General features: G+C 72.8%; 17 protein-coding genes. 13 read left to right on the top strand and 4 right to left on the bottom strand.

Features of this window, described 5'->3' with window-relative positions; genetic code table 11:
* Positions 1-21: 21 nt before the first annotated feature.
* Positions 22-1,002, top strand: a complete 981-nt coding sequence (locus BAY60_RS28445; RefSeq protein WP_112284667.1) for a DNA recombination protein RmuC — start codon at positions 22-24, stop codon at positions 1,000-1,002.
* A 190-nt stretch (positions 1,003-1,192) separates the two neighbouring features.
* Positions 1,193-2,275, top strand: a complete 1,083-nt coding sequence (locus tag BAY60_RS28455; RefSeq protein WP_146771099.1) for a DUF6542 domain-containing protein — start codon at positions 1,193-1,195, stop codon at positions 2,273-2,275.
* A 112-nt stretch (positions 2,276-2,387) separates the two neighbouring features.
* Here BAY60_RS28455 and BAY60_RS28460 read toward each other — a convergent pair whose 3' ends face one another.
* The gene (locus BAY60_RS28460; RefSeq protein ID WP_211330486.1) at positions 2,388-3,425 is read right to left on the bottom strand and encodes a 4-hydroxy-3-methylbut-2-enyl diphosphate reductase; all 1,038 of its coding nucleotides are present in this window, start codon (positions 3,423-3,425) and stop codon (positions 2,388-2,390) included.
* Positions 3,426-3,543: 118 nt separating this feature from the next.
* Here BAY60_RS28460 and BAY60_RS28465 point away from each other — a divergent pair, with 118 nt between their 5' ends.
* The 6 genes from BAY60_RS28465 to BAY60_RS28490 are packed head-to-tail and all read left to right on the top strand — an operon-like array spanning position 3,544 to position 8,241.
* Positions 3,544-4,281 (top strand): lipid droplet-associated protein, encoded by a 738-nt coding sequence (locus BAY60_RS28465; RefSeq protein WP_112284429.1) that lies wholly within the window; start codon positions 3,544-3,546, stop codon positions 4,279-4,281.
* A complete protein-coding gene (gene xseA, locus BAY60_RS28470; RefSeq protein ID WP_112284430.1) occupies positions 4,278-5,540 on the top strand; it encodes an exodeoxyribonuclease VII large subunit in 1,263 nt (420 codons plus the stop codon). Before BAY60_RS28465 ends, xseA begins: the two co-directional genes overlap by 4 nt.
* 5 nt (positions 5,541-5,545) lie before the next feature.
* Positions 5,546-5,980: a hypothetical protein gene (locus tag BAY60_RS28475; protein ID WP_112284431.1), complete on the top strand. Its 435-nt coding sequence runs from the start codon at positions 5,546-5,548 to the stop codon at positions 5,978-5,980.
* A gap of 5 nt (positions 5,981-5,985) precedes the next feature.
* Complete coding sequence (locus BAY60_RS28480; protein WP_112284669.1) at positions 5,986-6,258, top strand: exodeoxyribonuclease VII small subunit; 273 nt, start codon at positions 5,986-5,988, stop codon at positions 6,256-6,258.
* A gap of 40 nt (positions 6,259-6,298) precedes the next feature.
* Complete coding sequence (gene glpX, locus BAY60_RS28485) at positions 6,299-7,357, top strand: class II fructose-bisphosphatase (RefSeq protein ID WP_112284432.1); 1,059 nt, start codon at positions 6,299-6,301, stop codon at positions 7,355-7,357.
* A complete protein-coding gene (locus tag BAY60_RS28490) occupies positions 7,357-8,241 on the top strand; it encodes a S1 family peptidase (RefSeq protein WP_112284433.1) in 885 nt (294 codons plus the stop codon). The genes glpX and BAY60_RS28490 overlap by 1 nt, the downstream gene beginning before the upstream one ends.
* Before the next feature lie 85 nt (positions 8,242-8,326).
* Here the strand turns inward: BAY60_RS28490 and BAY60_RS28495 are convergent, their stop codons facing one another.
* On the bottom strand, positions 8,327-9,319 hold the full coding sequence (locus BAY60_RS28495; protein WP_112284434.1) for an NAD(P)/FAD-dependent oxidoreductase: 993 nt from the start codon (positions 9,317-9,319) through the stop codon (positions 8,327-8,329).
* Between the two features lie 101 nt (positions 9,320-9,420).
* On the opposite strand from BAY60_RS28495, the gene BAY60_RS28500 reads away from it, so the two are divergent.
* A complete protein-coding gene (locus BAY60_RS28500) occupies positions 9,421-10,818 on the top strand; it encodes a class II fumarate hydratase (protein WP_112284670.1) in 1,398 nt (465 codons plus the stop codon).
* Between the two features lie 21 nt (positions 10,819-10,839).
* On the opposite strand, the gene BAY60_RS28505 is transcribed toward BAY60_RS28500, so the two are convergent.
* The gene (locus tag BAY60_RS28505) at positions 10,840-11,547 is read right to left on the bottom strand and encodes a zf-HC2 domain-containing protein (protein WP_112284435.1); all 708 of its coding nucleotides are present in this window, start codon (positions 11,545-11,547) and stop codon (positions 10,840-10,842) included.
* A gap of 68 nt (positions 11,548-11,615) precedes the next feature.
* Here BAY60_RS28505 and BAY60_RS28510 point away from each other — a divergent pair, with 68 nt between their 5' ends.
* On the top strand, positions 11,616-12,161 hold the full coding sequence (locus tag BAY60_RS28510) for a sigma-70 family RNA polymerase sigma factor (protein ID WP_211330487.1): 546 nt from the start codon (positions 11,616-11,618) through the stop codon (positions 12,159-12,161).
* On the opposite strand, the gene BAY60_RS28515 is transcribed toward BAY60_RS28510, so the two are convergent.
* Positions 12,145-12,720 carry a TetR/AcrR family transcriptional regulator gene (locus BAY60_RS28515; protein WP_112284437.1) on the bottom strand — a complete coding sequence of 192 codons (576 nt, stop codon included), beginning with the start codon at positions 12,718-12,720 and terminating at the stop codon, positions 12,145-12,147. The two genes, BAY60_RS28510 and BAY60_RS28515, sit on opposite strands and share 17 nt — an antisense overlap.
* Positions 12,721-12,789: 69 nt before the next feature.
* On the opposite strand from BAY60_RS28515, the gene BAY60_RS28520 reads away from it, so the two are divergent.
* The 3 genes from BAY60_RS28520 to BAY60_RS28530 are packed head-to-tail and all read left to right on the top strand — an operon-like array spanning position 12,790 to position 15,852.
* A complete protein-coding gene (locus tag BAY60_RS28520; RefSeq protein ID WP_112284438.1) occupies positions 12,790-13,767 on the top strand; it encodes a DMT family transporter in 978 nt (325 codons plus the stop codon).
* Entirely contained in the window at positions 13,677-15,188 is a 1,512-nt protein-coding gene (locus BAY60_RS28525; RefSeq protein ID WP_112284439.1) for an ATP-dependent DNA ligase, read from the top strand. Before BAY60_RS28520 ends, BAY60_RS28525 begins: the two co-directional genes overlap by 91 nt.
* A 40-nt stretch (positions 15,189-15,228) precedes the next feature.
* On the top strand, positions 15,229-15,852 hold the full coding sequence (locus BAY60_RS28530; RefSeq protein WP_112284440.1) for an MBL fold metallo-hydrolase: 624 nt from the start codon (positions 15,229-15,231) through the stop codon (positions 15,850-15,852).
* The last annotated feature ends 70 nt before the right edge of the window (positions 15,853-15,922 follow it).

Consider the following 15,922-nt stretch of genomic DNA (forward strand, 5'->3'; position numbering starts at 1 on the left):
TTGTCGGTGCCGTGCGCGATGATGCGATCAACCGGTCACACCGAGAACGGAAGGGAGCGCGCGGTGGGTTCGACAGTGCTCGCCACAGCGGCCGTGGTGGTCGCGGTACTGCTGGCGGCGGTGGTCGCCATGCTGTGGCGGCTGTACCAGGACGGCATGCGCAGGGCTGACGCGGCCGCCCGGCAGGTCGAGGCCGAACGCGCGCGCATCGACGAACAGCAGGTGGCCCTCCGGGAGCAGCAGCTGGCGCTGCGCCGGTACGAGGTCGCGTTCGCGTCGATCAGCGGCCGCGGCGAGCTCGGCGAGCAGGTGCTCATCGAGACCGCGCGGGCGCTCGGCCTGCGCGAAGGGCTGCACTTCACCTCGCAGACCGATCTGGCGGGCGGCGGCGCGGTCAAGCCGGACATGGTGCTGCGGGTGGGCGGCGGACGGAGCGTGCCGGTGGACGCCAAGGCCTCCATGGCGTGCTGGGCGGAGGCCGTGGAGACCGACAACCCGGACGAGCGGTTGGACGCGCTGCGGGTTCACGTCCGCAATCTGCGCTCACGGGCGGCCGAGCTCGCGGGCAAGGGCTACCAGCGCTGGGCCGACGCCATCTACGGGACGGTGATGTTCGTGCCGTCCGACGCGGCGGTGGTCGCCGCGCTGGACACCGATCCGGAGCTGCTGCGCTGGATGCTGGACCGCCGGGTGTTCCTGTGTGGTCCGACCGGGTTCGCGGTCGTGGCGTCGGCGGCGCTGTTCGCGGCCACGGAGCGCACCCTGCTCGAGGACGTGGAGCAGGTGCGCGCACAGGCCGCGTCGGCCCATCGCGCCGCGGGCAACGCCGTCGACGCGGTGAACCTGTCGAGCACGCACCTCCAGCGGTTCCTGTCGGCACGGCGACGGGAGCTGGAGGCACTGGAGTCCTTCCGCTCCAGCGTGTCACCGCTCACCGAGGCGGCCGCGAGCCCGTCTGCCGTCCCCGCGATCCGGAAGGGGGATGAACTGCCCGCGAACTGACGGCACCGCCACAACTGAAGATCGGGACGATCGGGACAAAGCCATCCGAATGCACGCCGGCCCGCCTTGTCTGGACCATCACGGCGAGTGGCCATGGGCTGTGCGTGATCTCACGCTGGTGGGTGTTGCCAGTACCGCGGTTCCAGATGGGTAGCAAGTTTGCGGGGATTACCGGATACGGTGTTCCCTCGTGACCGCCATACGCGATCGCCAGAGCGATCCTGACGCCGCTGATGACGACGCCCCGATTCCGTGGGACGAGCGTTCCATCGTCGGCGCCCGGCGCGGTCTGCCGTGGTGGGGGTCGGTCCTGCTGGCCCTCGGCACGGCGGTGCTGGGCGCGGTCGTGGACCTCCAGGTCTCCGATGCACTCGGCGGCCTCTTCCAGGGCTTCTTCCTGGCCGGCTCGGTCGTGGCCGTCGGAGCCGTCCAGCGACGCAACCTCTTCGGGCCGATGGTGCAGCCTCCGCTGATCCAGGCGGCCACGGTGCCGACCATGGTCCTGGTGGCGTCAGGTCTGCCGTCGAGCAGCGACACGCTCGCGAAGGTGCTCGCGATCAGCACACCGCTGATCAACGGGTTCCCGATGATGGCCATCACCACGGCCCTCACGGTGGCGATCGGCATCTACCGCATGTTCCGCGAGCGGGACCCGGATGCGCCGCAGAAGGTTCGCGAGAAGGGCAGGCGGGCCGACGACCGCGACCGCTCCGACGATGGTGCGCGGGCCGCGGGCAAGCGCAAGGGGCTGGGGCGGCGAGCAGGCGCCGCTGACGGCGATGTCGACCCGGACGAGCCGACGAAGTCCGTGCGTCCCGCGGCGAAGCGGCCCGGCAAGGGCAAGCCCGCCGAGGCGCGGGGCGAACCTCGTCGCGGCGACGCTGCCGGGGCGGCCGGTGCCGCTGGCAAGCGTTCGCGGCCTCCTGCCGAGGACGCGAAGCGGGGCAGGCAGCGGCGGCCCGGCCCGGAAGCCGCGCCTCGCGAAGGCGGTCCGCGTGAAGGCGGTCCTCGCGAGGCGGGGGGCAGGACCCCGCGGGAGCAGGGCGGGCGTCCACCGCGGCAGCGCCCGCAGGCGCCTCCGGATGCCGCCGAACGCCGGCGGCGGGCTGAGGAGTGGCCGGACTCGATTCCCGGGCCGAAACGCCCACGGCGGCGCCCGGCGAGCGGTGACGAACCACCACCGCCGCGCAGGCCGTCCGGGCCGAGGCGCGACCCCGGCCGGGGCGAGCGCCCGCCCCGGCGCAACCGGCCGTGGGACGACGAGCAGGACTGACCGCACGGCGACCGCGGCCGTATCCGGCGGGCAGCGGCTCGCCGGGCACGACCGTCAGCCACGCGCCGGCTGTGGCCGGCCGGTCAGCGCCGAACGAACCGCACGGCCCGGGCTACCGCACGCTGCTGCGGGCGGACTCGCCGGAGGAACGCAGCTCGCGCGGCAACGCGAACGAGATCTTCTCGTTGGCGGTGGTGACCTCCTGGACGTCGGTCCAGCCACGCTCGGCGAGCCACTCCAGCAGTTCCATCACGAGCACGTCCGGCACCGAGGCGCCACTGGTGACGCCCACGGTCTCGACGCCGTCGAGCCACGCCTCGTCCACCTCGTGTGCGAAGTCGACGAGGTGCGAGTCGCGTGCGCCCGCCTGCAGCGCCACCTCCACGAGCCGCTGCGAGTTCGACGAGTTGCCCGAGCCGACCACCAGCACCAGGTCGCACTCCGCCGCCATGGCCTTGACGGCGACCTGCCGGTTGGAGGTGGCGTAGCAGATGTCGTCGCTCGGCGGATCCGAGATCTCCGGGAAGCGCTCCCGGAGCTGGTCCACGCGCTCCATCGTCTCGTCCACGCTCAGGGTGGTCTGCGACAGCCACACGACCTTCGACGGGTCGCGCACGGCGACCTTGTCGACGTCCTCCGGGGTGTCCACGAGCTGAACGCGGTCAGGGGCCTCACCCGAGGTGCCCTCGACCTCCTCGTGCCCGGCGTGGCCGATGAGCATGATGTCGTAGTCGTCGCGGGCGAACCGGTTGACTTCCTTGTGGACCTTGGTCACCAGCGGGCACGTCGCGTCGATGGTGCGGAGGTTGCGCTGCTCCGCCTCGGCCCTCACCGCGGGCGACACGCCGTGCGCCGAGAACACCACGAGGCCGCCCTCGGGCACCTCGGACGCCTCGTCCACGAAGATCACGCCGCGCTCACGCAACGTGTCCACGACGTGACGGTTGTGCACGATCTCCTTGCGGACGTACACCGGCGGGCCGTACATCTCGAGCACCTTCTCGACCGTGATCACGGCCCGGTCGACCCCGGCGCAGTACCCGCGCGGCTTGGCCAGCAGAACGCGCTTACCACCGGAGACGACAGCGTCGTCGCCGCCCTCGATCGATACGCTGGTGGCAGGCTCTGTTCCTGGGCTCGCTGCACTCATGCCACCAGGGTACGGGTGAGCACCGAGGCGGAAGATGTGAGACGACCCCATGGGATGCATGACACGTACAGCCCCATTCGAGTGGGCAGGACGCGCCATCTGCGGCACGCTTAGGGGCATGAAGCATCTCCCGTTCCCACTCCGGGTCGCCGCGGGCATCGCCGTCACCACCGCCGAGCGGGTGCGGGACCTGCCCAAGCAGCTCACCGAGCTGCCGGTGACGGTGGCCAGCCAGGTCCTGCAGGCCTCGATGCGGGTTCAGCAGCAGGTCACCGAACTGGCCATCAAGGGCGACGACGCTCTCTCGGCACTGCGCCCCGCCGAGGAGGAGCCGAGCTGGGCCACCTTCGACGAGGACATCGAGCCGGATCTCGCGGCCCCGGCAGGCGTCAACGGCAGCCACCCCGGCGCGGCCGCGCAGGCGGCGGCACCGCGGCCGCTCGCGCCCGAGCCGCCCGCTCCGCCCGAGCCCCCCGCGCAGGCGGAACCGTCCGCGCTGCCCGAGCCTGCCGCGACCAAGGAACCTGCCGAGCCGTTGGCCGACGACTCCGACGACCCCTGGGTCGCCGAGGAACGCGCGCTCGCCGAGGAGCACTCCGAGGGCGAGTTCGACAGCCCCGGTAGCCCCGCCGACGGCTCCGCTCCGGGTGGCATCACCGGCTACGACGAGCTGACCCTGCCCCAGGTGCGGGCCCGCCTGCGCAGGCTGACGCTGACCCAGCTGGAGGAGTTGCTCGCCTACGAGCGCGAGCACGCCAACCGCCCGGCCTTCACCGGCATGCTCACGCGCCGCATCGGCAACGTCCGGCAGGCGACCGCCGACGAGGGCGGCTCCGAGGACCAGAACCCGCGGTGAGCAGCGGCACCGAGCCGGCCACCCGCGCCGCGGGCCAGGCGTCGTCCGCGGAGAACCCCTGGCCGGTCCGCACCGTCGCCCGCAAGATCGCCGACTGGATCCACCGTCTCGGGGCCGTGTGGGTCGAGGGCCAGGTCACCCAGGTCAACGCCCGGCCCGGCACGTCGACGGCCTTCCTGACACTGCGCGACCCGGCCGCGGACGTCTCCATGACCGTGACCTGTCCGGCTCGCCTGCTGCGCGAGATCGAGCCGCCGTTGCGCGACGGGGCGAGCGTCGTGGTGCACGCCAAGCCGACGTTCTTCCTCGGCCGCGGCACGCTGAGCCTGCGCGCCAACGAGATCCGCCCGGTGGGCATCGGCGAGCTGCTCGCCCGCATCGAACGGCTGCGCAGGCTGCTGGCCGCCGAGGGCCTGTTCGCCGCCGAACGCAAGCGCAGGCTGCCGTTCCTGCCCAGGGGCATCGGGCTGATCACCGGCCGTGCGTCGGCGGCCGAGCACGACGTGCTGGTCAACGCGCAGGCCCGCTGGCCCGCCGTCGCCTTCCACGTCGTGAACACCGCCGTGCAGGGCGTCAACGCCGTGCCACAGATCATCCGCGCGCTGTCGCGCCTCGACGCCGACCCGGACGTCGACGTGATCGTCATCGCCCGGGGTGGTGGCAGCGTCGAGGATCTGCTGCCCTTCTCCGACGAGGCGCTGTGCAGGGCCGTCGCCGCCGCGGGCACACCGGTGGTGAGCGCCATCGGCCACGAGCCGGACTCTCCGCTGCTCGACCACGTCGCCGACCTGCGCTGCTCCACCCCGACCGACGCGGGCAAGCGGGTGGTGCCGGACGTGCGGGAGGAGACGGCCCGGGTGCACCAGCTGCGCGACCGCGCTCGCCGCGCCCTGCACGGCTGGGTGGACACCCAGTGCCGCCTGCTCGACCAGCTGCGCAGCCGCCCGTCACTGGCCGACCCGCTCGGCCCGATCGAGCGCCGCGCCACGGAGGTGGAGACGCAGCGCGAGCGAGGGCGCCGGGCCGTGCTCACCACCCTCAGCCGGGAGCAGGCGGCCCTGGCGTCGGCGCGGGCCCGGCTGGCCGCGCTCGGACCCTCGGCGACGCTGGAACGCGGTTACGCGGTGGTGCAGTTCTCGGACGCCGAAGGCAACCTCAAGGTGCTCCGATCGGTCTCTGATATTGCCGACGGCGCCACGCTGCGGGTGCGGGTCGCCGACGGCGCCGTCCGAGCGACCGTCCAGGGACACGAGGAGTGAATGCCGTGCGCGAGTGCGCTTTCCTTCCGCTGACCAGGGACGCCGCCCGCGTCTGCCAGGATGCGGCGCAGGGCGAGGCCCGTGGCCGGGCCACCGTCGTGCGGCACAGGGCCGAGGAGGTCGAGGCCGCCGCTGCCCTGTGCTGGACCGCGCTGCTCGCCGGGTGCGAGGCGGGCGGCCGGTGGGAGCTGGGACCCCGGCTGCGCAGGCTCTCCGAGGCCACCTCCCAGTACGCGGGGACGCGGTGGTGGTTCCGGGAGGGCGCGGTCCATCGCCGCCGGGTCGCCAGCGCGCAGTCGCGCATCGAGGACGCCATCGCCGACGGTGACGGCCAGGAGTTCGCCGCCGCCTTCGTCGGCTACGACCACGCCATGGCCAGCGCGGTAGTGTGCGCACAGAGCGTCACCCCCGGGGTGCGGCCGCCGACGAGCGTGGAATGAGGACCGTGAGCGAACCGGAAGGCGAGGAGACCGTCCTCGGCTACGAACAGGCCCGTGACCAGCTGATCGAGGTCGTCCGTGACCTGGAGGCCGGTGGTCTGTCCCTGGAGGAGTCGCTGGCGCTGTGGGAGAAGGGCGAGCGGCTCGCCAAGTTGTGCGAGCAACATCTCGAAGGTGCCCGGGAGCGGATCGAGGCCGCGCTGGCTACGGTAGAGGACGCGCCGGACACCGAGTCCACCGAGGAGGCTGACGGCTCCTCCGGTGGTCGCTCTTCATGATGTCCGGGATGTTGTCGACTACGCCATCCGGGAGGCCGAGATGACCGCCGCCAGCCACGCCAGCAGCAGCCCGAGACGCGGAGAGGCCCCGGACCGCAACCTGGCGATGGAGCTGGTCAGGGTCACCGAGGCGGCCGCCATGGCCGCGGGCCGCTGGGTCGGCAAGGGGGACAAGAACGGCGGCGACGGCGCGGCGGTCGACGCCATGCGCCAGCTCATCGGCACCGTCTCGATGCGCGGGGTCGTCGTGATCGGCGAGGGCGAGAAGGACGAGGCGCCCATGCTGTTCAACGGCGAGGAGGTCGGCAACGGCGACGGGCCCGACTGCGATGTCGCCGTGGACCCGATCGACGGCACCACCCTGATGGCCAAGGGCATGCCCAACGCGCTCGCGGTGCTCGCCGTGGCCGAGCGGGGCGCCATGTTCGACCCGTCCGCCGTGTTCTACATGGAGAAGCTCGCCGTGGGCCCGGAGGCCGCGGGGGCGGTGGATCTGGCGGCGCCGATCGCGGAGAACATCCGGCGGGTCGCGAAGGCCAAGCACAGTGGCGTGTCGGACGTGACGGTGTGCATTCTCGACCGGCCCCGGCACGAGACCCTCGTCAAGGAGGTCCGGGACGCGGGCGCGCGGATCCGGTTCATCAGCGACGGCGACGTGGCCGGGGCGATCGCCGCGGCCAGGCCCACCACCGGCGTGGACATGTTGCTGGGCATCGGAGGCACCCCCGAGGGGATCATCGCCGCGTGCGCGATGAAGTGCCTCGGCGGTGAGCTGCAGGGCAGGCTGTGGCCGAAGGACGACGCCGAGCGCGAGAAGGCCCGCGACGCGGGCCACGACCTCGACCGGGTCCTCACCACCGACGACCTCGTGCGCGGCGACAACGTCTTCTTCTGCGCCACCGGCGTCACCGACGGCGACCTGCTGCGGGGTGTGCACTACCGCGCGGGCGGCGCCACCACGCAGTCCATCGTGATGCGGTCCAAGTCGGGCACGGTGCGGCTGATCGACGGCTACCACCGGCTCACCAAACTGCGCTCGTACTCGTCGGTGGACTTCGACGGCAGCCTGGGTGACGACGTCGTCCCGCCGCTTCCCTGATGGGCAGGGTCAGGTCACGCCTGGCCGGTGCGCTCGCCGCGGTGTCGGTGCTGGCCCTGGTGGGCGTGCCGATCGCCTCGGCGGTGCAGCCGTCCATCGTGGGCGGTGTGCCGGCCGACCAGCCCTACCCGTTCGCGGTCTCGCTGCAGCAGAACTCCGGTGAGCACTTCTGCGGCGGTGCTCTGGTCGCGGCGGAGTGGGTGGTGACGGCCGCCCACTGCGTGCAGGGCCGCGAGCCCGCCGAGTTCTCCGCACGCATCGGCAGTCTCGACCGCACGCAGGGCGGTGAGGTCATCGAACCCGCGCAGGTGCTGCCGCATCCGGACTACGACCCGGACGGGGCAGGCGGCGACGTCGCGCTGGTGCGGCTGGCGAGCCCGGCGCAGGCGGAGCCGATCGCGCTCGCGACCGGTGCCGAGGTCGGCGTGCCGACCCGCATTCTCGGCTGGGGCCAGACGTGTCCCACGGAAGGGTGTGGCACGAGCCCGGTGACGCTGCAGCAGCTCGACACGTCCGTTGTGGACGGTGCGGGATGCACGGCCGTGTTCGACCCCGCCGTGGAGCTGTGCACCGGCAACCCGGAGGGCCGCAAGGGCGCGTGCTACGGCGACTCCGGCGGGCCGGAGATCATCCGGGCAGGCGAGCGGTGGCTGCTGGCGGGCGTGTCCAGCCGTCCGGGTGTCCACGACGCGACCTGCGGCACGGGCCCGTCGATCTACACCTCGGTGGTGGCCTACACGCCGTGGATCACCGAGCACGTGGCGCCTCCGCCGCCGAGTCCGCAACCGACCTCGAGCAGTCAGTCCACGTCGGGCGCCCCACCGACCTCGGGCACGCCGTCACCGTCCGGCACCCCGCCGGCGACCACGCCCACACCGTCCTAGAGTCGTGCCCGCGTGCCCAAGGTGACCTTGGGCACGCGTCGTGTACCCAAGGTCACCTTGGGCTCGCCGCCGGGCGGGGCCGGAGTCACTCTGCGTTGCTGGAGTGGCCCGGGAACAGGTGCGCGTCCGGGTCGAGCAGTACGGCGATGTTGTTGATGGCCGTGGCCGCCTCGCCGAAGCCGGTGGCGATGAGCTTGACCTTGCCCGGATAGGCGGCCACGTCGCCCGCGGCGTAGACCCGCTCGCGCGCCGTGGCCATCGTCGAGTCGACCTCGATGGAGCGATGGTCGATCTTGAGGCCCCAGTTCTCGATCGGACCGAGGTCGGCGGTGAACCCGAGGGCGGCCACCACCGTCTGCGCGGGCAGCACGAGCCGTTCGCCGCCCTTGGGCTCCACCTCGATCTCGGCGAGCGCGCCGTCGGTGCCGTTGCCCCGCAGAGCGGTGACCTCGGCGTCGGTGATGATCCGCACGCCGGCCTCCCTGGCCTCGCGCACGATGGACTCGGCGGCGCGGAACCGCGACCTGCGGTGCACGAGGGTCACGCTCGAGGCGATCGAACGCAGCGCCAGCACCCAGTCGAACGCCGAGTCGCCACCGCCGACCACCACCACGTCCTGGCCACGGTGCGCCTCCAGCGCGGGCACGAAGTGGACGAGACCTCTGCCGAGCCAGCCGTCGCCCGCGGGCAGCGGGCGCGGGGTGAACTCGCCGATGCCCGCGGTGATCAGCACAGCGCCCGCGCGCACGACGTCGCCGCCGTCGAGCGTCATCTCCAGACCGTCCGGTGTGGAAGTGAGTGCCTCGGCCTTGCGGCCGAGCAGATAGGTCGGGTTCCACTGCCCCGCCTGCTCCACGAGGCCCTTGATCAGGTCCCGGCCGCGCACGGCGGGAAAACCGCCCACGTCGTAGATCAGCTTCTCCGGGTACATCGCCGTGACCTGGCCGCCGGTCTCGGGCAGGGAGTCGACGACGGCCATCGACAGGCCGCGGAACCCCGCGTAGTAGGCAGCGAACAGTCCGGTCGGCCCGGCGCCCACGATGAGGACGTCGACCGACAGCGTCTCGGGCGAGCCCATGGCTCACCGCCCTTCCGCCAGTGGTGGGTGGCAGTCTCGCCGCCGATCTTAGTGCCGAAGGACACCGGGCGGTGCGCGTCGCGCTGCGCCAGACTGGCGTCATGGCAGAACAGGAATTCCGGATCGAGCACGACACCATGGGTGAGGTGCGGGTTCCCGCCGATGCCCTCTACCGTGCGCAGACGCAGCGTGCCGTCGAGAACTTCCCGATCTCCGGGCGTGGCCTGGAACGCGCGCAGATCCGCGCGCTCGGACTGCTGAAGGCTGCCGCCGCCCGCGTCAACGCCCGGCTGGGGGTGCTCGACGGCGACCTGGCCGCGGCCATCGCGAAGGCGGCCGACGAGGTCGCCGAGGGCGCACACGACGCGCACTTCCCCATCGACGTGTTCCAGACCGGGTCGGGCACGTCGTCGAACATGAACGCCAACGAGGTCATCGCGACGCTCGCCTCCCGGGCGCTCGGCCGCGACGTGCACCCGAACGACCACGTCAACGCGTCACAGTCGTCCAACGACACTTTCCCGACGACGATCCACGTCGCGGCCACCGAAGCGGTGCTCACCGACGTCATCCCGGCACTGGACCACCTGGCGAGCATCATCGAGCGGCGCGCAGGCGAGTGGGATGAGGTGGTGAAGTCGGGCCGCACGCACCTGATGGACGCGGTGCCGATCACGCTCGGCCAGGAGGCGGGGGCGTGGGCCGCGCAGGTGCGCTTCGGCATCGAGCGGCTGCGCAGCGGCCTGCCCCGGCTCGGCGAGCTGCCCATCGGCGGCACGGCGGTGGGCAGCGGCCTGAACGCGCCGGACGGGTTCGGCGGCGCCGTCGCCGCGGAGCTGGCGCAGGTGACGGGGCTGCCGCTCACCGAGGCGCGCGACCACTTCGAGGCCCAGGCCTCGCAGGACGGCGTGGTGGAGACGTCGGGGCACCTGCGCACGGTGGCGGTGTCGCTGAACAAGATCGCCAACGACCTGCGCTGGCTCGGGTCGGGCCCGCGCACCGGCCTTGCCGAGCTGGCGCTGCCGGACCTGCAGCCCGGCTCGTCGATCATGCCGGGCAAGGTGAACCCGGTGATTCCGGAGGCCACGCTGCAGGTGGTGGCACAGGTGATCGGCAATGACGCGGCCGTGGCGTTCGCGGGCTCGCAGGGCAACTTCCAGCTCAACGTCAACCTGCCGGTGATCGCGCGCAACGTGCTGGAGTCGGCGCGGCTGCTGGCGGCGGTGTCCCGGCTGCTGGCGGACAAGGTGTTCGCGGGGCTGGAGGTCAACGCCGAGCGGATGCGCGCCTACGCCGAGGGTTCGCCGTCGATCGTGACGCCGCTGAACAAGTACCTGGGCTACGAGGAGGCGGCGTCGGTGGCCAAGCAGGCGCTGGCGGACCTCAAGCCGATCCGCGAGGTCGTGCTGGAACGCGGCCACGTCGCCGACGGCAAGCTCACCGAGGCCCAGCTGGACGAGGCTCTCGACGTGCTGCGCATGGCCCGCGGCGGCAGGTGATCCCAGGTCCGTTCTCGGCCGCTACGCCGCGCGCTCGGCGGCGGGCGGCTGGTGCTGGCCTCGCCGCGGGGTCGCGGGCACCGCCGGGTCGCCGGGCGCCGAGGCGGGCACGAACTCCTCGCCCCGGGTGCCCGCCCGGCCGCCCGGCCCGGGGACGCGGCGTTCCAGCGTGCCCAGCAGCACGGTCAGCAGGGCGCCTGCCAGCAGCGGCAGGTGGGTACCGAGCCTGCCCCAGCCGACGTCACCGCGGACGAGGTCCAGCACGGACAGCGCCGCGAGGGCGGCGCACACGCTGAGCAGCACCGGCCACTGGCTGCGCGCCCTGCCCGGCCGCGCCGCCACCCACAGCAGCGCCACGGCGAGCGCGAGGTTGAACGCGGCCGTCTCGTGCAGCAGGTGACTCATCGCGTGTGCGGGGGCACCGAGCACGAACTGGCCCGCCACCACCGCGAGCTGGCCCACGGCGGTGATGCCGACAGCGAGGCGCAGCCAGCCCCGCCAGGCGGCCCTGCGGGCGGGCCGGAACCCGGCGAGCGCGCGTTCACCGAGGTCCGGGACGGGCATGGCGGGTGCGAGCCGGGCCATCCTGGTGACCTCGGCGGCGCTCTGCTGCCAGGACACGCAGGAGCGGCAGCCCGCGAGGTGCTGCTCGATCGCCTCGGCGGCCACGCCCGGGTCCTCGCCGTCCAGCGTGGCCGAGATCGCCTCGCGCGCACTCACACAGTCCATACCGTGCAGGTTGCCACCCGACCCCGGAAAGTTCCCATCACCCCTGGGTTGCTCTAGGGTCACTGCCCGTGGACGACGAGATCACCGAGCACGCGCTGCGGGCCGCCGACGGCGACCGCGCCGCCGCCGAACGATTCGTCGCCGCCACCCGTGCGCAGCTGCACCGCCTGCTGACCTACCTGTCCGACCCCCGGGTCGCCGAGGACCTGGTGCAGGAAACCTACCTCCGCGCGTTCGGCGCGCTGCGCGGCTACGAGGGGCGCTCGCCCGCCCGGACCTGGCTGTTCGCGATCGCCCGGCACGTCGCCGCCGACCACCTGCGCACGCGCGGGCGCAGGCCGGTCACCACCGGTGTTCCGGTGGCCGAGGAGACCGGCGGCAGCAGCCCCGACCACGGCAGGGTCGTCGTGCTGCACAGCCTCATCGCCGCGCTGGAGTCCGAGCGGCGGGAGGCGTTCGTGCTGACCCAGGTGCTCGGACTGTCCTATGCGGAGGCCGCGCAGGTGTGTGACTGCGCGGTGGGCACCATCCGCTCGCGGGTGTTCCGCGCGCGCGACGAACTCGCCCGTGCACTGGGCGAGGGCGACAGCCAGCAGGCTAGCTCGTCTCGATGAGCTGCCGGGCCACGTCCTTGGCGTTGCCGATCGCGCCGGGCACCACGCCGAGCGAGGCCGTCACGGTGGCACCCTCCAGCAGGAGCAGCAGCGACGTGGCCAGCTTGCGCGGGTTGCGCGCACCCGTCTGCCGCGCCAGCGCACGCAGGTAGTCGAGCATCCACTGCTTCTGCTCGCGGATCACCTCGCGCCCGGGATGGGTCGCGTCGGGCAGTTCGGCCTGTGCGTTGATGAACGCGCAGCCACGCGGGTTCTCCGTGGCGATCCACTGCTCCAGCGCATCGAACACCAGTAGCAGCCGCCGTGCGGGCGGGATGCGGCCCCGCTGCTCGACGACGCTCACCACGTGCTCGCGCCAGCGCTCGTCGCGGCGTCGCAGGTAGTGCCCGATGAGCGCGTCCTTCGAGCCGAACCGGTCGTACAGCGTCTTCTTGGTGACCCCGGCCTCGCTGGCGATCGACTCGACGCCGACGGCGTGAATGCCGTTGTCGTAGAAGAGCCTTCCCGCCACGTCGAGCACCCGCTCGGCAGCCGGGGTCAGCGTGAGTTCCTCAGCCACCCCTTGACGGTATACCGACCGGTTTAGTATGTCTAGTAACCATACCGGTCGGTTTACTCAGGAGGTCGCATGCGGACGGACGCGCTGCTCGCCGCGGGGTTCGTGCTGATGTGGAGCTCCGGCTTCGTCGGAGCCGTGCTCGGCACCGAGGACGCGAGCGCCTTCACCCTCCTCATGTGGCGCTTCCTCGTCGTGGTGCTGCTGCTCGGCGCGTGGTGGCTCACGCGGTGGCGCAGGCTGTCCGCACGCGACATCGGCTGGCACGCCGTCATCGGACTGCTCTCCCAGGGCGTGTTCCTGTTCGGCGTCGTCTACTCGGCCGAGCTCGGCGTGCCCGCCGGGATCGCCGCGCTGGTCGCCGCCCTGCAGCCCATCGCGGCGGCCGCGCTGTCCGGCCCGCTGCTCGGCGAGCGGACCGCACTCACCCAGTGGGTCGGCCTCGTCCTGGGCCTCGCCGGTGTGGCGCTCGTCGTCGGCGACGATCTCGCCGCGCCCGGCGCCGCCCCCGCGGCCGCCTACGCGCTGCCGTTCCTGTCGATGGCCGGCCTGGTGGCCGGCACCTTCGTGGAGCGGAAGGCGACCCCGCTGCCGCTGGCCGACTCGATGCTCGTCCAGTGCGTGACCAGCGCCGTCGTGTTCACCGCCCTCGCCGCGGCCACCGGTCAGGCGGTCGTCCCCGCGCAGGGCCAGTTCTGGGTGGCGGTGATCTGGGTCGTGGTGTTCTCGACGTTCGGCGGCTACGGGTTCTACTGGCTCAACGTGCGGCGCGGGTCGGTCAACCGCGCTTCGGTGCTGCTGTACCTGACACCGCCGACGACGATGCTGCTGGCCTACCTGATGTTCGGCGAGGGGGTCACCCTGCGCGGTCTCGCCGGGCTCGCCGTCTGCGTCGCCGGCGTGCTGCTCGCGCTGCGCTCACCCCGCGAAATGTCGGCGCCCCGGGAGATGATGGCGGCATGCTCCTCCACGACGTCGTCAGCGCCTCCGCCCGGCTCGCGGCCACTCGCTCCCGCAAGGAGAAGATCGCCGAACTGGCCGGGCTCCTAGCGGCCGCACCGGCCGGTGAGCTCGCCGCCGCCGTCGGGTTCCTCACCGGCCAGCCGCTGCAGGGCCGCATCGGCGCGGGCTGGCGCACCCTCGCGGCCCTGCGCACCGAACCGGCGGCCGAGCCGTCGCTGACGGTCTCCGAGGTCGACGCCGCGTTCAGCGAGGCGGGTGCCGCGGGCGGCAGTGGCTCCGTGCAGCGCCGCGCGGACGCGCTCGGCGCACTGTTCGCCCGTGCCACCGAGGCCGAGCAGGAGTTCCTGTTCCGCCTGCTCACCGGGGAGCTGCGCCAGGGCGCGCTGGAGGGCGTCATGGTGGACGCCATCGCGGCCGCCGCGGACGTGCCCGGCGAGGCGGTGCGCCGGGCGTTCATGCTCTCCGGCAGGTTGCCCGCCACGGCGAGGGCCGCGCTGAACGGCGGCAGCGCCGAGCTGGCCGAGTTCCGGCTGGAGCTGGGCAGGCCGGTCCGGCCGATGCTCGCCGCGCCTGCCGAGTCGCTCGCCGACGCCGTCGCCGAGGCGGGCCCCGCGGTCGTGGAGTACAAGCTGGACGGCGCCCGCATCCAGGTGCACCGCGACGGCGACGAGGTCCACGTCTACACCCGCACGCTGCGGGAGGTCACCGCGCACGTCGGGGAGCTGGCCGAGCTGGTGCGCTCGCTGCCGTGCGAGTCGGTGGTGCTCGACGGAGAGACGCTCGCGCTCACCGACGACGGGCGGCCCTTGCCGTTCCAGGAGACGATGTCCCGCTTCGGCAGCACCCGCGAGGAGCAGGTGCGTGCCCTGCTGCTGCGGCCCTACTTCTTCGACTGCCTGCACCTCGACGGCGCCGACCTGCTCGACGCGCCACTGCGCGACCGCAACGCGGCGCTGCGCAGGGTGGCGGGCGAGCACACGATCCCGGGCGAGAGCGAGCCCGCCGATCCGGACGCGATCCTCGCGGGCGCGCTCGATGCGGGGCACGAGGGCGTGCTGGTCAAGTCGCTCGACGCGCCGTACGCGGCGGGCAGGCGGGGCCGCGCGTGGCTGAAGGTCAAGCCGGTGCACACCCTGGACCTGGTGGTGCTCGCCGCCGAGTGGGGGCACGGAAGGCGCACCGGATACCTGTCCAACCTGCACCTGGGCGCCCGCGACCCGGACGGCGGCCCGCCGGTGATGGTCGGCAAGACGTTCAAGGGCCTCACCGACGAGCTGCTGGCCTGGCAGACCGAGCAGTTCCCCCGCTTCGAGAGCCGCCGCGACGACTGGACCGTGTACCTGCGGCCGGAGCTGGTGGTGGAGATCGAGCTGGACGGCGTGCAGGCCAGCACCCGCTACCCCGGCGGGGTGGCGCTGCGCTTCGCCCGGGTGCTGCGGTACCGGCCGGACAAGGAGGCGCGCGACGCCGACACCATCGACACCGTCCGGGGCCTGTTGCGCGGCTGAGGTTCGCACGTCCTTCCTGGGCACGGATAGGGTGCGGCGCATGGCAGCGACTGTGCAGAACCTGGTGACCTCGGGAGTGTTCCGACTCGACGGCGGCAGCTGGGACGTCGACAACAACGTATGGATCGTCGGCGACGACACCGAGGTGATCGTCATCGACGCGGCCCACGACGCGGAGCGGATCGCCGAGGTGGTCGGCAGCCGTGCCCTGCGCGCGATCGTGTGCACCCACGCGCACAACGACCACGTCAACGCCGCGCCCGAGCTGGCGAAGCGGTGCGGCGCGCCGATCCTGCTCCATCCCGACGACCGGGTGCTCTGGGACCTGACCCACCCGGACCGGGCACCCGACGGCGAGCTGGCCGACGGGCAGACCGTCACGGTCGCGGGCACCGAGCTGACCGTGCTGCACACGCCGGGTCACGCGCCGGGGGCGGTGTGCCTGTACTCCGCGGAGCTGGGCGTGGTGTTCACCGGCGACACGCTGTTCCAGGGCGGCCCCGGCGCCACCGGCCGGTCGTACTCCGACTACTCGACCATCGTGAACTCGATCCGGCACCGGCTGTTCACGCTGCCGAGTGACACCGTCGTGCACACCGGGCACGGCGACCACACGACCATCGGCGAGGAGCAGGAGAAGTCCAAGGACTGGGCCCAGCCGTGATGGCCGCCGGCCCGGCAGCGAGCCGAAGGTCACCGTGGGTACGCCCCAGGTACCCACGGTGACCGTGGGC

It is taken from the genome of Prauserella muralis, assembly GCF_003202285.1.
In the GTDB taxonomy this organism is placed as follows: Bacteria; Actinomycetota; Actinomycetes; order Mycobacteriales; family Pseudonocardiaceae; genus Prauserella_B; species Prauserella_B muralis.

Excerpts from the sequence above, each read along its gene's own strand:
- BAY60_RS28445 (WP_112284667.1), top strand. The coding sequence starts at position 22 with ATGCGATCAACCGGTCACACCGAGAACGGAAGGGAGCGCGCGGTGGGT.
- BAY60_RS28460 (WP_211330486.1), bottom strand. The coding sequence starts at position 3,425 with ATGAGTGCAGCGAGCCCAGGAACAGAGCCTGCCACCAGCGTATCGATC.
- BAY60_RS28465 (WP_112284429.1), top strand. The coding sequence starts at position 3,544 with ATGAAGCATCTCCCGTTCCCACTCCGGGTCGCCGCGGGCATCGCCGTC.
- glpX (WP_112284432.1), top strand. The coding sequence starts at position 6,299 with ATGACCGCCGCCAGCCACGCCAGCAGCAGCCCGAGACGCGGAGAGGCC.
- BAY60_RS28490 (WP_112284433.1), top strand. The coding sequence starts at position 7,357 with ATGGGCAGGGTCAGGTCACGCCTGGCCGGTGCGCTCGCCGCGGTGTCG.
- BAY60_RS28495 (WP_112284434.1), bottom strand. The coding sequence starts at position 9,319 with ATGGGCTCGCCCGAGACGCTGTCGGTCGACGTCCTCATCGTGGGCGCC.
- BAY60_RS28500 (WP_112284670.1), top strand. The coding sequence starts at position 9,421 with ATGGCAGAACAGGAATTCCGGATCGAGCACGACACCATGGGTGAGGTG.
- BAY60_RS28505 (WP_112284435.1), bottom strand. The coding sequence starts at position 11,547 with ATGGACTGTGTGAGTGCGCGCGAGGCGATCTCGGCCACGCTGGACGGC.
- BAY60_RS28520 (WP_112284438.1), top strand. The coding sequence starts at position 12,790 with ATGCGGACGGACGCGCTGCTCGCCGCGGGGTTCGTGCTGATGTGGAGC.
- BAY60_RS28525 (WP_112284439.1), top strand. The coding sequence starts at position 13,677 with ATGCTCCTCCACGACGTCGTCAGCGCCTCCGCCCGGCTCGCGGCCACT.
- BAY60_RS28530 (WP_112284440.1), top strand. The coding sequence starts at position 15,229 with ATGGCAGCGACTGTGCAGAACCTGGTGACCTCGGGAGTGTTCCGACTC.